Origin of the sequence: Burkholderia sp. BCC1988, assembly GCF_905339895.1 — a bacterium.
Classification (GTDB): Bacteria; Pseudomonadota; Gammaproteobacteria; order Burkholderiales; family Burkholderiaceae; genus Burkholderia.
In genome coordinates this window covers 466,244-479,863 of sequence record NZ_CAJPHA010000001.1, presented here as the reverse complement: position 1 = coordinate 479,863, position 13,620 = coordinate 466,244, and the positions used below count along the sequence as shown (strand labels likewise).

Below are 13,620 nucleotides of genomic sequence, written 5' to 3'. Positions count from 1 at the left end.
GTTACATATGCATGCCGCCGTGCGTGCGGCCGCTCGGGTCGCCGCCGCGATCGGGCGGCGTATTGTTCTGATCGATCTTCGCGAGCACGAAGCCGGCATGCGGCAGCGTGGCGGGCGAACGGTGGGCTGCCTGCGCGACCGAGGCGTGCGGTGCGTGCAGCAGCGTGGCGGGAAAACCGGATGACGTCACGCCCGGTTGAGCGAACGCCGAAAGGGATGCTGCCGCGAGGGCGGCGGCGACGATCGCGTGCGTGTTCATGGTGACTCCTTCTTCACGACTGACTGCGGGACAACGCATTCAGTCTAGGGCGCGAAACTTAACGCGGCGTGAAGGAGCGGCGGCGCGCGGATGACAGGATGTTCATGCGGTCATCCGCGCGCTGCGACGCATTACGCGGAGGCGGATACCAGCGCGCAGAAATTTTCGAGATCGACGTTGCCGCCGCTGATCACGATGCCGACGCGCTTGCCTTGCAGTTCGTCCTTCATCCGGCGCGCGGCCGCGAACGACAGGCAGCCGGTCGGCTCGACGACAATCTTCATACGGGTCGCGAAGAAGCGCATGCAGTCGACCAGCTCCGCGTCGGTCGCGGTCAGGATGTCGTCGACGTCGCGCCGCAGGATCGGGAACGTCAGGTTGCCGAGGTGCTGCGTCTGCGCGCCGTCGGCGATCGTGCGCGGCGTGTCGATGTGGACGATCGACCCGGACCGGAACGATTGCTGGCCGTCGTTGCCGGCTTCCGGCTCGACGCCGTACAACTTCGCGTGCGGCGACAGCGCGCGCGTCGCGAGCGCCGTGCCCGACAGCAGGCCGCCGCCGCCGAGCGGCGTGAAGACCGCGTCGAGCGGCCCGACTTCGTCGAACAGTTCCTTCGCCGCCGTGCCCTGGCCGGCGATCACGTCCGCGTGGTCGTAGGGCGGCACCAGCGTGAGCCCGTGCTTTTCCGCGAGTTCGCGGCCGATCTGCTCGCGGTCCTCGGTATAGCGGTCGTAGGTCACGACGTTGCCGCCGTAGCCGCGCGTCGCGGCCATCTTCGCGGCCGGCGCGTCCTGCGGCATCACGATCGTCGCGGGGATGCCGAGGATGCGCGCCGACAGCGCGATCGCCTGCGCATGGTTGCCGGACGAGAACGCGACGACGCCGTGGCGCCGCTGCGTCGCGTCGAAGCGCGACAACGCGTTGAACGCGCCGCGGAACTTGAACGCGCCCATGCGCTGCAGGTTCTCGCATTTGAAGAACACCTGCGCGCCGAGCGCTTCGTCGATCGTGCGCGATGTCATCACGGGCGTGCGATGCGCGTGGCCATCGAGCCGTGCCGCGGCGGCCGCGACGTCGTCGTAGGTGGGGAGGGTCGGAGTGTTCATGAGTCGCTCGTCGGAAGAGTCAGATCAACAGGTAAGCGGAGCGCGCCGCGGGCACGCATCATTTCGCATCGTTGTATACAGTGGCGCGTGACACGCCGAGGTGCTGCGCGACGATTTCCATCGCGCGGCGCACCTCGAGGAAGCCGTCCGCCTTCAGCGCCTGCATCAGCTCGCGGCGCTGGTCGGTCTTCAGCTCGCGCGGCGTGGTCGCGAGGCGCGTCGCGAACGCGTCGATGCGCTGCCGGATCGCGTCCGCGCCGGCCGGGTCGAGCGTTTCGGCGACCGGTGCGCCTTCGGTGCTGCAGAACTGGTTCAGCATCCCCTGGAAGCCGCGGAACAGCGTGACGTCCGCGTTCAGGCACAGCGCGGCCACATAGCGGCCGCCCGAGTCCTTGATGCCGATCGACGTGCTTTTCGCGGTGCGGCCGTCGGCGAAGCGGTTCGCGTAGTTCGCGAGCACCTCCGGGAAGTCGTCGTCCGCGATGCGGGCGAGCCCGAGTTCGGTCGCCGGATCGCCGATCGCGCGGCCCGACAGGTTGTTGTGGATCGCGAGGATCGCATGCTCCGGCGTGCGCAGGTCGTGCACGACGACTTCGGTGAACGGCGCGAACATCGCGCCGAGCCCTTCGGCGATGCGCAGCACCTGCTCGATCAGCGACGCCTGTTCCGACTGCGGCCTGGGGCGGGGCGTGTTCATGCGCTGGCCTCGAGCACGGGCGCGCCGGTCGTTTCCGGCCGCGTGATGTCGGCCAGCAGCGGGCGGGCGATCCGCACGTAGTCGGACGCGTCGAGTACGACCGAGCGGTCGAGGCGGCCCGCGTTGAACGCGATTTCGTCGTTGAGTTCGATCAGGGCAGGGTCGACGACGAGCGCCACGTTCGCGTCGAACACGAACGGCGGCACGGCGCCCATCACGCAGCGCGTGACCGCGGCGGCGAGTTCGGGCGGCGCGAGCGTCGCCTTGCGGCGGCCGACCGCATCGGCGACCTTGCGGAAGTCGATCTTCAGGTGGCCGGGGATCACCGCGAGCGCGGTGGCGTCGCCGCCGTCCTTGAACGTGCAGAGCATCGCCTTCGCGCCCTGTTCGGGACGCGTGCCGCGAAGCGCGGCGATCGCGTCGGATTTGCCTTCGGCCGGGTGATCGAGCACGCGGAACCGCGCGCCCGAGGTGTTCAGCAGTTCGCACAGCGCGTCGAAGACGGGGTAGTCGCTCATGGGGTTCCGGGTTAGGAGGGCGCGCATCGCGGTACGCGGGAACGGCGCCTGTCGGTTCGCCGTCGATGGATTGTCCAAGTATAGACGTTTTGTCATGTCGGTGGCAAAAGCGCGAAACATGAATCGCCGAGCCTGTCCTCCCACCAACTGCCGAAAGGCCGTTTCATATCGCGGAATGTGCGCCGAATTCCGGCCGCGTCATCTTCCCGCCGCTTGAAAACCTGTTTTGCATCGCAAAACGCGTTGCTTATCTCATTGAAAAACAAGCAGAATTTATATCTTATGTCTTATATAAGAGTTGCTCGACAGTGCGTCGCGCGGCGTTACCATTGAGTCCATGCAGTTCGCTTCGTCACACGGAGCGGGCACGCTGAACCCTTTACTCAAATGCGCTTCGTTCCCAGGAGATTGACATGTCCCAATATCAAGACGACATCAAGGCAGTGGCTGGCTTGAAGGAAAACCACGGCAGCGCGTGGAATGCCATCAGCCCCGAGTATGCGGCCCGCATGCGTGCCCAGAACAAGTTCAAGACGGGGCTCGACATCGCGAAGTACACCGCGAAGATCATGCGCGCCGACATGGCCGCGTACGACGCCGACCCGGCCAAGTACACGCAGTCGCTGGGTTGCTGGCACGGCTTCATCGGTCAGCAGAAGATGATTTCCATCAAGAAGCACTTCAACAGCACCGAACGCCGTTACCTGTACCTGTCGGGCTGGATGGTCGCCGCGCTGCGCTCGGAGTTCGGCCCGCTGCCGGACCAGTCGATGCACGAAAAGACCTCGGTCAGCGCGCTGATCCGCGAGCTGTACACGTTCCTGCGCCAGGCCGATGCGCGTGAACTCGGCGGCCTGTTCCGCGAGCTCGATGCCGCGAAGGACGCCGCTGCCAAGGCCGCGATCCAGGAAAAGATCGACAACCACGTGACGCACGTCGTGCCGATCATCGCCGACATCGACGCCGGTTTCGGCAACGCGGAAGCGACCTACCTGCTGGCCAAGCAGTTCATCGAAGCGGGCGCGTGCTGCATCCAGATCGAGAACCAGGTGTCCGACGAGAAGCAGTGCGGCCACCAGGACGGCAAGGTCACGGTGCCGCACGAGGACTTCCTCGCGAAGATCCGCGCGATCCGCTACGCGTTCCTGGAACTGGGCGTGGACGACGGCATCATCGTCGCCCGTACCGACTCGCTCGGCGCCGGCCTGACCAAGCAGATCGCCGTGACCAACGCGCCGGGCGACCTGGGCGACCAGTACAACGCGTTCCTCGACTGCGAGGAACTGTCGGCCGACCAGCTGGGCAACGGTGACGTCGTCATCAAGCGCGACGGCAAGCTGCTGCGTCCGAAGCGCCTGCCGAGCAACCTGTTCCAGTTCCGCGCCGGCACGGGCGAAGCACGCTGCGTGCTCGACTGCATCACGTCGCTGCAGAACGGCGCCGACCTGCTGTGGATCGAAACCGAAAAGCCGCACATCGCGCAGATCGGCGGCATGGTCAGCGAAATCCGCAAGGTCATCCCGAACGCGAAGCTGGTGTACAACAACAGCCCGTCGTTCAACTGGACGCTGAACTTCCGTCAGCAGGCATATGACGCGCTGAAGGCCGCGGGCAAGGACGTGTCGGCCTACGACCGCGCGCAGCTGATGAGCGTCGAGTACGACGAGACCGAACTGGCCAAGCTCGCCGACGAGAAGATCCGCACGTTCCAGGCCGATGCATCGCGTGAAGCCGGCATCTTCCATCACCTGATCACGCTGCCGACGTACCACACGGCCGCGCTGTCGACCGACAACCTCGCGAAGGAATACTTCGGCGACCAGGGCATGCTCGGTTACGTGGCCGGCGTGCAGCGCAAGGAAATCCGCCAGGGCATCGCGTGCGTCAAGCACCAGAACATGTCCGGCTCGGATATCGGCGACGACCACAAGGAATACTTCAGCGGCGAAGCAGCGCTGAAGGCGGCGGGCAAGGACAACACGATGAACCAGTTCTCGTAATCGTCATACCCGCGGCACGACGCCAACCCGTTCATGACGGGTTGGCGTTTTTTTTATCCGCGTTTTATCCGCGCACCGCCTTCACGACGTACTGGCTCGTCGGCACCACGTCGATCTTGTCGAAGTCGATGAAGCGTCCGCAGCTGTCCATCATCTCCGCGACGTTGCGCTGGAATTTCTCCTCGTCGCCGACCGCATCGAAGAACGCGTACGGATCGGTCATCGCCGCGGCCGGGAAGCACTCCTCGACGATCGCGTCGTAGCCGGGCGCCGCATGCGTGAGCGCGCGCACGACCACGTTCTGCACATACAGGAAGTTGTCCTGAGTATCGATCGCGACGCGCGTGTGATGGCCGTGCCACACATCGAGCCACGCTTCGTGCGTGAGGCGCGGCGGGCGCTTCAGGAACGCGAGCTGCGAGAAGCCGCTGGTGCGCTCGCCGGGCCGCGCGGGAAAGCGCGTGTTCGGAATCGGCTGCGATTCGGTGACGAGATACGCGGCCATGTGCGGGACGACCGCGCGCACCGCGTCGTCGAACGGCTGGCGGAACATCGGGTTCGCACTGTCGATCCATACCGCGACGATGCCGTCGATGCCCGGGTGCGTGTTGGTCTGCTTGAGGCCGGCGGCCGGCGCGACGTCGGCGTCGGCGACGTTCACCTGCACGCCGTGCGCGCCGAGCGACAGCAGCTTGTCGGCGAGCTGCGCGCGCACGCTGCGGCTCCACGGCTCGGGCGCGACCTGCGCGTCGCGCCACAACACGTAAATGACTTTCTCCATTGCTCCGGCTCCAGGGGGGAATGACGGGATCGGCGGCGCTGCCGCCGGGTTTCAGGAAGCGCTGGCGGTCGAATCGGCCGGGCGCGTTGCGTCGTGCGCGTGCGGCGCGAAGCGGTTCGCAGTCAGCGTGAACGACGGCGGAATCGGCGACGTGACGGTTTCGAACAGGCGCTCGTGGCGTGTCGCGTGAATGCGCCACGCGCCGTCGCGCTTCACGTACTGGTCGTCGTAGAACGCGGCGCCGTGCATCAGGTAGTTTTCCTCGAGATTGATCGCGTGATCCTCGAGAAACCACACGCCGCACGCGTGATCGGCGGACACCAGCGTGAGCTCGGGGTGATGGCCGTGATGCATCGTCAGGAAGGTCGGCTTGCCGATCAGCGCACGCAGGCTCGACACGAATGCGTCGCGGCCGTCGTACGCATAGCGGCCGCCTTGCAGCCGCACCTCGCAATCCTCGGTCACGCATTGTTCGAGCAACGCCCAGTCGTGCGTGTCGATCGCGCGGAAATACCGGTACTTCAGCTGGCGGATCTGCTCGTACTCGTAGAGCGTGCGGGTCGTCTCGTCCATCGCCGTGTCTCCGTGGTGGTGTCGTCCGATGGTAGGAACGAAGCCGCCTGCGTCACATCGTCTGTTCGGACGAACGCCGCGACGGCCGCGACCGCTGCATTCACCGCCGTCGATACGAACCCTCGGTTTCATCCAAACAGGTGATGGCCGGCCATTCGTGCGGCTGTAACGTGGCGTCGACGCGGCTTCGATCCGCGCACACGAGACCAAGGAGACGGCATGACCCCGATCGAACGAATGGAAGTGCGCGTGCGCAGGCTCGAGGACGCCGACGCAATCCGCCAGCTGAAGGCCCGCTACTTCACGTGCTGCGACCGGAAGGATCCGCAAGGGATGCGCGACTGCTTCGCGCCCGGCACCGTGCACATCGACTATGGCAGGATCGGCACGTTCGAGCATCGCGACGCCCTCGTCGACGTATTCGAGCGGCTCGGTTGCCACCCGCACATCGTCGAGATGCACCACGGCGTGAATCCGCACATCACCGTGCTCGACGACACGCATGCGCGCGGCACGTGGGGGCTGCATTACCAGATGCTCGACACCGATGCGCGCACGCTCACGCAGCTGGGCGCGACCTACGACGACGAATACCGGAAGGTCGACGGCGAATGGAAGATCGCGGCCACGCGCTGCGTCGTCACGTCGACGCTGTCGGCCCGCTACGACGGCGATGCGCCGGGCGTGCTGTTCGCCGGCGCGCAGCCGCCTGCCGCATAACGAAACGACGCGCGCTCCCCGCGCCGGTCGAGAACATTCCCCCAGGAGACATCGAACATGACACAGAACCACGAGGCGCCGGTCGCGGTCGTGACGGGCGCGTCGCGCGGCGCGGGCAAGGGCATCGCGCGCGCGCTCGGTGCGGCCGGCATGACCGTCTACGTGACGGGCCGCTCGCAGAACGAAGGCGATGCGCCGCTGCCCGGCACGATCCACGAGACCGCGCGCGAGATCGACGCGCTCGGCGGCCGCGGGATCGCGGTCGCGTGCGACCACGCGGACGACGCGCAGGTGAAGGCGCTGTTCGAGCGTGTCGAACGGGAAAGCGGGCGGCTCGACATCCTCGTCAACAACGCGACGTACCTGCACGACCAGCTGATCCTGCCGGGCCCGTTCTGGGAGAAGTCGCTCGACCTCGTGAACATCCTCGACGTCGGGCTGCGTTCGGCCTATGTCGCGAGCTGGCATGCCGCGCCGCTGATGGCGAAGCGCCGCAGCGGGCTGATCGCGTTCACGTCGTCGTTCGGCGCGAGCTGCTACATGCACGGCGCCGCGTACGGCGCGCAGAAGTCCGGTGTCGACAAGTTCGCGAAGGACATGGCCGTCGACCTGAAGCCGTTCGACGTCGCGGCCGTGTCGGTCTGGATGGGGCCGCTGCGCACCGAGCGCACGACGCGAGTGTGGGACGAGCATCCGGACCTCTACAAGGAATTCTCGCTCGTCGCCGAAAGCCCGGAGTTCACCGGCCGCGTGATTCACGCGATCCACGCCGATCCGCAGCGCATGGCGTTGTCCGGGCAGGTGCTGGTCGGCGCGGAAGCCGCGCTGCAGTACGGCATTTCTGATCTCGACGGCAAGCAGCCGCCGTCGTATCGCGAACTGCTCGGTGGCCCCGTGCAGGCGCATCCGGCAATCGTCGCTTAAGGAGCGCGCATGGGCATCCTCAAGGGCAAGGTCGCGCTCGTGACGGGCGCGGGGCAGGGCGTCGGGCAAGGTGTCGCGCACGCGCTCGCGGCCGAAGGCGCACAGGTCGCTGTGGTCGGCCGCACACGCGACAAGCTGGTCGCGACGTGCGATGCGATTCGCGCACGCGGCGGGGTCGCGGAGCCGTTCGTGTGTGACGTGATGGACGCCGCGCAGATCGCGCAGTGCGTCGATGCTGTGGTCGAGCGTTTTCGCGGCGTGCAGATCCTGATCAACAACGCGCAGGTCGTGCCGCTCGGCCGCCTGCTCGACGTGACCGACGCGGATTTTCTCGCGGGCCTCGAATCGGGGCCGATCGCCACGCTGCGGATGATGCGCGCGTGTCATCCGCATCTGAAGGGCGATGGCGTGATCGTCAATTTCGCATCGTCGGCCGCGGTGCGCTGGGACACGTCGGGTTACGGCGCCTATGCGGCAACCAAGGAAGCGATTCGTGCGCTCACGCGTGCGGCGGCATGCGAATGGGGCGCCGACGGCATTCGCGTGAACGCGGTCGCGCCGCATGCGCTGTCGCCGGGGCTGAAGGGCTGGGTCGACGCGAACCCGGACGAGGCCGCCGCGTTCTTCCGCACGATCCCGCTCGGCCGCGTCGGCGACTGCGAGCAGGACATCGGGCGCGCGATCGTGTTTCTCGCGAGCCGCGATGCGGCCTACCTGACGGGCGCGACGCTGCCGCTCGACGGCGGGCAGGCGTACTGGGGCTGACGGCTGGCGCGGGATCGCCGCGTCGTCGTCAGCTCGTGATCGGCCGCGCACCGGCGTGCAGCCGGGCGTGGCGGCCAGCAAACGGAACCGGAACCGGAACTGAAATCGAAACGCATCGAAGAGAGAACGACATGAGTCGACTGGAAGGAAAGGTAGCGATCGTCACGGGCGGCGCGCGCGGAATGGGCGCGGCGACATGCAGGCTGTTCGTCGAAGAGGGCGCGCGCGTCGTGATCGCCGACGTGCTCGACGCGGAAGGCGAGGCGCTCGCGCGCGAGCTCGGCGACGCCGCGCGCTTCATGCGGCTCGACGTGGCCGACGAAGCAAACTGGCAACGCGTGGCCGACGCGACCGTCGAGCAGTTCGGCCGTATCGACGTGCTCGTCAACAACGCGGCGGTCCTGATGTTCGGCGCGATCACCGAGTTGTCGAAACGCGATTTCGAGCGTGCGGTGTCGATCAACCTGGTCGGCACGTTCGTCGGCATCCATACGATCGCGCCGCGCATGATCGCGCAAAAGCGCGGGTCGATCGTCAACATTTCGTCGGTGGATGGGCTGCGCGGCGTGAATGCGCTGGCCGCGTACGTCTCGAGCAAATGGGGCGTGCGCGGGCTGACGAAGGTGGCGGCGCTCGAACTCGGCCACCAGGGCGTGCGCGTGAATTCGATCCATCCCGGTGGCGTGAACACCGCGATGTCGAACCCGACCGGCGCGCCGCTCGACGAAGTCAACAAGCACTACACGCACGTGCCGCTGCAGCGGGTCGGCTTGCCTGAGGAAATCGCGCGCGCGACGCTGTTTCTCGCGAGCGACGAAGCGTCGTACTGCAACGGCGCCGAGCTGTCGGTCGACGGCGGGATGGCGGCGGGCGCGTATTACCCCGGATTGCCCGGCGCGCCGTTTTGAGCGGTAGCGTACACAACGCGTGCGCGACGGATGTTTGTGTACGCAACCTAATTCAGGGTTTGCCTGAGTAGCGAAAACGCGAATTCGGACGGCGACGGTTCGGGTGCGTCGCATGCGAACGCGTCGCGCCGATTTTGCGCTTTTGCGAAACCCTTGCCGGACGGACGTTCCAGCCGTTTCGTCCCCAAAGCGCGCGCGGCGACGCAGAAAAAAGGACTTGCCGGCAAGCGGCGTGCCGGCTCGTCGACACAGTTGTTTCTTGTTGCAACGCAACGCCAACCCAATAACGGCGATGGTATGCTGGCCGATATGGAGTTGTACGGCAGGTTGCTTGCATGGCGAAACTCGCGTTCGCACACTCATACGAGACATCACATTCTCTCGCCCGCATCGCGGCATCGACACGCGCTCCGCTCGCGCGTCCCGCCTTGCGCGTCGCTTCAACCTGCGCTCCGACCGCATTCCCCATCTCGCGGGCTCGCCCCGCATCCCCCATCCCCGCCCAATAATCTGGAGACATTCCCATGTCGCAAAACTCTTTGGCCGAAGCGATGCACGGCCCGCTGATCGCTCCCCCGGCATACGTCAAACATCGCAAGCTGATCGACTGGGTATCGCGGATCGCGGCGCTGACGGAGCCCGAGCGTGTCGTCTGGTGCGACGGCTCGCAGGAAGAGAACGACGCGCTGTGCCAGGCGATGGTCGACCAGGGCACGCTCACGCGCCTGAACCCGGCGAAGCGCCCGAACTCGTATCTCGCACAGTCCGATCCGTCCGACGTCGCGCGCGTCGAGGACCGCACCTTCATCTGCACCGAATCGCCTGACGACGTCGGCCCGACCAACAACTGGATCGCGCCGGAAGAAATGCGCGAGACGCTGAACGGCCTGTTCCGCGGCTCGATGCGCGGCCGCACGCTGTACGTCGTGCCGTTCTCGATGGGCCCGCTCGGTTCACCGATCGCGCACGTCGGCGTCGAGCTGTCCGACAGCCCGTACGTGGCCGTGAACATGCGAATCATGACGCGCATGGGCCGCGAGGTGTATGACGTGCTCGGTGAGGACGGCGAATTCGTGCCGTGCGTGCACAGCGTCGGCCATCCGCTCGAAGCGGGCCAGAATGACGTGCCGTGGCCGTGCAACCCGGTCAAGTACATCGTGCATTTCCCCGACACGCGTGAAATCTGGAGCTTCGGCTCCGGCTACGGCGGCAACGCGCTGCTCGGCAAGAAGTGCTTCGCGCTGCGCATCGCGTCGACGATGGGCCGCGACCAGGGCTGGCTCGCCGAACACATGCTGATCCTCGGCGTGACGTCGCCGGCCGGCAAGAAGTATCACGTCGCGGCCGCGTTCCCGTCCGCGTGCGGCAAGACCAACTTCGCGATGCTGATCCCGCCGCAGGGCTTCGACGGCTGGAAGGTCACGACGATCGGCGACGACATCGCGTGGCTGAAGCCGGGCCGCGACGGGCGCCTGTATGCGATCAACCCGGAAGCCGGCTTCTTCGGCGTCGCGCCGGGCACCGGCGTGAAGACCAACCGGAATGCGATCTCGACGCTGAAGGAGAACGTGATCTTCACGAACGTCGCGCTGACGGAAGACGGCGACGTGTGGTGGGAAGGCCTGACCGACACGCCGCCCGCGAAGCTGACGGACTGGCAGGGCAACCCGTGGACGCCGGAGATCGGCAAGGAAACGGGCCGCAAGGCCGCGCATCCGAACTCGCGCTTCACGGCGCCGGCATCGCAATGCCCGTCGATCGACGCGGACTGGGAGAACCCGGCCGGCGTGCCGATCGACGCGTTCATCTTCGGCGGCCGTCGCTCGACGACCGTGCCGCTCGTGACCGAGGCGCGCGACTGGGTCGAAGGCGTGTACATGGCCGCGACGATGGGCTCCGAGACGACCGCCGCCGCGGCCGGCCAGCAGGGTGTGGTGCGCCGCGACCCGTTCGCGATGCTGCCGTTCTGCGGCTACAACATGAGCGATTATTTCGCGCACTGGCTGAAACTCGGCAAGCAGCTCGAAGGCGCGGGCGCGACGCTGCCGAAGATCTACTGCGTGAACTGGTTCCGAAAGGACGCGAACGGCAAGTTCGTGTGGCCGGGCTTCGGCGAGAACATGCGCGTGCTGAAGTGGATGCTCGATCGCCTCGAAGGTAACGGCGGCGGCGGCGAACATGCGTTCGGCGTGTCGCCGGCGTATGACGACCTGCACTGGGACGGGCTCGACTTCACGCGCGAGCAGTTCGAGGCGGTCACGTCGATGAATGCAGGCGAATGGCGCGAGGAACTGAAGCTGCATGCGGCGCTGTTCGACACGCTGAAGCTGCGTCTGCCGGCGGAGCTGACCGAGACGATGAAGAACATCGAACAGCGTATCGGCGGCTGACGATGCGAGTCGAAGTCACGCAGTAACGACGTAACGACGTTGTGGCACGAACGTCCTGCCGCCGGCATGCATCGCCGGTGGCGGGACGTTTTCGTTTCTGCTTCGTTTCAGCGTTGCGCGTGCAACGCCGGCCGTGCGCTTACGCGCCGCACTGCGCGACCACTTCGTTCACCGCGCGCTGCACGTCGCCGCGCCGGTAGCGCAGGAGCGCGATATCGGCCGGGTCCGGCTCGTACGCCACGACGTTGCCGCGCCCCGTATAGATCGCGATGTCCGGCAGCAGCGGATGCTCCTGGTCGAGCGACGGCACCGGCTGCGGATTGCCGGCCGCGCGAAAGAACGCCGCGAAGTAGTCGGCGAAGCTCAGGTTCTCGTCGCCGACGAGATAGGCCTTGCCGGATTCGCCGCGTTGCAGCGCGCCCCAGATCGCTTCCGACAGCGATTGCGTCGAGATGAAGTTGCTGCCGCCGGCTGGCCCGTACACCGGCAGCCCCGCGAGTTTGCCCTGCGCATAACCCGTGTACGCGGCGAACATCTCGTTGCGCAGTCCCGGCACCGAGCCGACCACGAACGGCGCATTCACGCTGCACACCGCGAACGACGGCGACGCGAGCGCGCGCACGCGTTCGTCGGCGAGATGGCGCGAGCGCACGTACGGCACCGTGTCGACGAGCGCCGGCGCGACCTGCGGATAGAAGCTGCCGACCAGCACCGCGCGCTTCACGCCCGCGTCGCGCGCGAGCGCGAAGAAGCGCGGCACCGCGTCGACGTTCGCGCGTTCCCAGTGCGCGGCTTCATCGGTGCCGGGCGGCAGGTGGCGAATGTCGTTGCCGGCCGCGAACACGACCGCGTCGAATGGCGCGAGATCGTCGCGCGTGAAGTTGCCGGCCACATAGTCGCGCAGCAGCACGTCGAATTGCGCGAGCGCGCTGCCCGGCGCGGGCGGCTTGCGCGCGGCGAGCGTCACGTCGTTGCCTTGCGCGCGCAGATGCAATGCGGCGTGGCCGCCGATGAGGCCGGTACCGCCGATGATCAGGATTTTCATGGTGTCTCCGGTGGCGGCGCCGCTGCGCCGCTTGAATTGAACCGACGATTGAACGGACGAATCCGTGCGGAACGTCGCTCAGAAATTGAAGCCGTTGCCGGTGACGACCGGCATGTTGGTCCAGAATCCGTTCGGATCGCGATACCAGCCGGCCGCCGCCAGTGCGCCGCCGTCGACATGCAGCGTCGTGCCGGTGACCCATGCGGCGAGCGGGCTCGCGAGGAACAGCGCGGCGCCCGCGATGTCGCCGGCCGCACCGAAGCGCCCGAGCGGAATCCAGCGCGGGATGTGCTCGCGATGTTCGGCCGCGACCATCGCGCTGACCGGCACCTGCGGCGTCTCGGTGGTCTCCGGCGCGATCTGGTTCACGCGGATGCCGGCCGGCCCGAGTTCGAGCGCGAGGCTTTTCGTGAAGCCGGTCAGCGCGGCCTTGAACGATGCATAGACGGTGCAGTTCGGAATCGCGCGAAAGCCCTCGATCGACGACACGCCGACGATGCTGCTGCCCGCGCCGCGCTTGCGCAGCAACGGCAGCATCGCGCGCGTGACGACGAACACCTGGCGCAGGTTCACGTCGAACAGCCGCGCGATGTCGTCGTCGGTATGGTCGTCGAACGGTTTCGCGATCTGCAGGAAATCGCCGACGTTGTTGACGAGCACGTCGAGCCCGCCGAAGCGGGCGTCGATCGTCCGCGCGAACGCGTTGACCTCGTCGCGGCGCGTGACGTCCACGGTGCCGACCAGCGCGTCGACGCCCGCGGCTTCGAGTGCCTGACGCACGTCCTGCGCGCGGGCGGGATCGACCTCGGCCACCACGACCCGCGCGCCCGCCGCGCCGAACGCTTGCGCGCACGCGCGGCCGATGCCCGCGCCGCCGCCGGTGACCAGCACGGTCTTGCCGGAAAAGGAAATCATCGGAACGCTACTCCTTCGA

Annotated in this window: 14 protein-coding genes; 6 read left to right on the top strand and 8 right to left on the bottom strand. The window is 66.9% G+C overall.

Annotated elements, in window-relative coordinates:
* Position 1 precedes the first annotated feature (1 nt).
* From U4012_RS01980 to U4012_RS01965, 4 genes are all read right to left on the bottom strand, one after another.
* On the bottom strand, positions 2 to 259 hold the full coding sequence (locus U4012_RS01980) for a hypothetical protein (protein WP_321795713.1): 258 nt from the start codon (positions 257 to 259) through the stop codon (positions 2 to 4).
* A gap of 131 nt (positions 260 to 390) precedes the next feature.
* Positions 391 to 1,365: a threo-3-hydroxy-L-aspartate ammonia-lyase gene (locus U4012_RS01975; protein ID WP_044844612.1), complete on the bottom strand. Its 975-nt coding sequence runs from the start codon at positions 1,363 to 1,365 to the stop codon at positions 391 to 393.
* A 58-nt stretch (positions 1,366 to 1,423) separates the two neighbouring features.
* A complete protein-coding gene (locus tag U4012_RS01970; protein WP_321795711.1) occupies positions 1,424 to 2,062 on the bottom strand; it encodes a transcriptional regulator in 639 nt (212 codons plus the stop codon).
* On the bottom strand, positions 2,059 to 2,580 hold the full coding sequence (locus U4012_RS01965; RefSeq protein WP_124522874.1) for a YbaK/prolyl-tRNA synthetase associated domain-containing protein: 522 nt from the start codon (positions 2,578 to 2,580) through the stop codon (positions 2,059 to 2,061). The genes U4012_RS01970 and U4012_RS01965 overlap by 4 nt, the downstream gene beginning before the upstream one ends.
* Before the next feature lie 413 nt (positions 2,581 to 2,993).
* Here U4012_RS01965 and U4012_RS01960 point away from each other — a divergent pair, with 413 nt between their 5' ends.
* Entirely contained in the window at positions 2,994 to 4,580 is a 1,587-nt protein-coding gene (locus U4012_RS01960) for an isocitrate lyase (RefSeq protein ID WP_044844609.1), read from the top strand.
* Between the two features lie 64 nt (positions 4,581 to 4,644).
* Here the strand turns inward: U4012_RS01960 and U4012_RS01955 are convergent, their stop codons facing one another.
* Entirely contained in the window at positions 4,645 to 5,361 is a 717-nt protein-coding gene (locus U4012_RS01955) for an EthD domain-containing protein (RefSeq protein ID WP_321795706.1), read from the bottom strand.
* Between the two features lie 51 nt (positions 5,362 to 5,412).
* Positions 5,413 to 5,934, bottom strand: a complete 522-nt coding sequence (locus U4012_RS01950) for a nuclear transport factor 2 family protein (RefSeq protein ID WP_321795705.1) — start codon at positions 5,932 to 5,934, stop codon at positions 5,413 to 5,415.
* Positions 5,935 to 6,153: 219 nt separating this feature from the next.
* On the opposite strand from U4012_RS01950, the gene U4012_RS01945 reads away from it, so the two are divergent.
* The 5 genes from U4012_RS01945 to U4012_RS01925 all read left to right on the top strand — a co-directional run bounded on the left by U4012_RS01945 (position 6,154) and on the right by U4012_RS01925 (position 11,641).
* Positions 6,154 to 6,654 carry a nuclear transport factor 2 family protein gene (locus U4012_RS01945; RefSeq protein ID WP_124484721.1) on the top strand — a complete coding sequence of 167 codons (501 nt, stop codon included), beginning with the start codon at positions 6,154 to 6,156 and terminating at the stop codon, positions 6,652 to 6,654.
* A gap of 57 nt (positions 6,655 to 6,711) precedes the next feature.
* Positions 6,712 to 7,578 carry an SDR family NAD(P)-dependent oxidoreductase gene (locus U4012_RS01940; RefSeq protein WP_321795702.1) on the top strand — a complete coding sequence of 289 codons (867 nt, stop codon included), beginning with the start codon at positions 6,712 to 6,714 and terminating at the stop codon, positions 7,576 to 7,578.
* A gap of 9 nt (positions 7,579 to 7,587) precedes the next feature.
* Positions 7,588 to 8,343: an SDR family oxidoreductase gene (locus tag U4012_RS01935; protein ID WP_321795700.1), complete on the top strand. Its 756-nt coding sequence runs from the start codon at positions 7,588 to 7,590 to the stop codon at positions 8,341 to 8,343.
* Between the two features lie 131 nt (positions 8,344 to 8,474).
* The gene (locus U4012_RS01930; RefSeq protein WP_124484724.1) at positions 8,475 to 9,251 is read left to right on the top strand and encodes a glucose 1-dehydrogenase; all 777 of its coding nucleotides are present in this window, start codon (positions 8,475 to 8,477) and stop codon (positions 9,249 to 9,251) included.
* A 524-nt stretch (positions 9,252 to 9,775) separates the two neighbouring features.
* Entirely contained in the window at positions 9,776 to 11,641 is a 1,866-nt protein-coding gene (locus U4012_RS01925; RefSeq protein ID WP_321795698.1) for a phosphoenolpyruvate carboxykinase (GTP), read from the top strand.
* 139 nt (positions 11,642 to 11,780) lie between these two features.
* Here U4012_RS01925 and U4012_RS01920 read toward each other — a convergent pair whose 3' ends face one another.
* Positions 11,781 to 12,686, bottom strand: a complete 906-nt coding sequence (locus tag U4012_RS01920) for an NAD-dependent epimerase/dehydratase family protein (RefSeq protein ID WP_044844601.1) — start codon at positions 12,684 to 12,686, stop codon at positions 11,781 to 11,783.
* Between the two features lie 78 nt (positions 12,687 to 12,764).
* The gene (locus tag U4012_RS01915; protein ID WP_415750345.1) at positions 12,765 to 13,601 is read right to left on the bottom strand and encodes an SDR family NAD(P)-dependent oxidoreductase; all 837 of its coding nucleotides are present in this window, start codon (positions 13,599 to 13,601) and stop codon (positions 12,765 to 12,767) included.
* Positions 13,602 to 13,620 lie beyond the last annotated feature (19 nt).

Bases quoted from the DNA above. Each gene is read 5' to 3' on its own strand.
- U4012_RS01915 (WP_415750345.1), bottom strand. From the start codon at position 13,601: ATGATTTCCTTTTCCGGCAAGACCGTGCTGGTCACCGGCGGCGGCGCG.
- U4012_RS01930 (WP_124484724.1), top strand. From the start codon at position 8,475: ATGAGTCGACTGGAAGGAAAGGTAGCGATCGTCACGGGCGGCGCGCGC.
- U4012_RS01960 (WP_044844609.1), top strand. From the start codon at position 2,994: ATGTCCCAATATCAAGACGACATCAAGGCAGTGGCTGGCTTGAAGGAA.
- U4012_RS01955 (WP_321795706.1), bottom strand. From the start codon at position 5,361: ATGGAGAAAGTCATTTACGTGTTGTGGCGCGACGCGCAGGTCGCGCCC.
- U4012_RS01980 (WP_321795713.1), bottom strand. From the start codon at position 259: ATGAACACGCACGCGATCGTCGCCGCCGCCCTCGCGGCAGCATCCCTT.
- U4012_RS01945 (WP_124484721.1), top strand. From the start codon at position 6,154: ATGACCCCGATCGAACGAATGGAAGTGCGCGTGCGCAGGCTCGAGGAC.
- U4012_RS01920 (WP_044844601.1), bottom strand. From the start codon at position 12,686: ATGAAAATCCTGATCATCGGCGGTACCGGCCTCATCGGCGGCCACGCC.
- U4012_RS01965 (WP_124522874.1), bottom strand. From the start codon at position 2,580: ATGAGCGACTACCCCGTCTTCGACGCGCTGTGCGAACTGCTGAACACC.
- U4012_RS01970 (WP_321795711.1), bottom strand. From the start codon at position 2,062: ATGAACACGCCCCGCCCCAGGCCGCAGTCGGAACAGGCGTCGCTGATC.
- U4012_RS01940 (WP_321795702.1), top strand. From the start codon at position 6,712: ATGACACAGAACCACGAGGCGCCGGTCGCGGTCGTGACGGGCGCGTCG.
- U4012_RS01925 (WP_321795698.1), top strand. From the start codon at position 9,776: ATGTCGCAAAACTCTTTGGCCGAAGCGATGCACGGCCCGCTGATCGCT.
- U4012_RS01950 (WP_321795705.1), bottom strand. From the start codon at position 5,934: ATGGACGAGACGACCCGCACGCTCTACGAGTACGAGCAGATCCGCCAG.
- U4012_RS01975 (WP_044844612.1), bottom strand. From the start codon at position 1,365: ATGAACACTCCGACCCTCCCCACCTACGACGACGTCGCGGCCGCCGCG.
- U4012_RS01935 (WP_321795700.1), top strand. From the start codon at position 7,588: ATGGGCATCCTCAAGGGCAAGGTCGCGCTCGTGACGGGCGCGGGGCAG.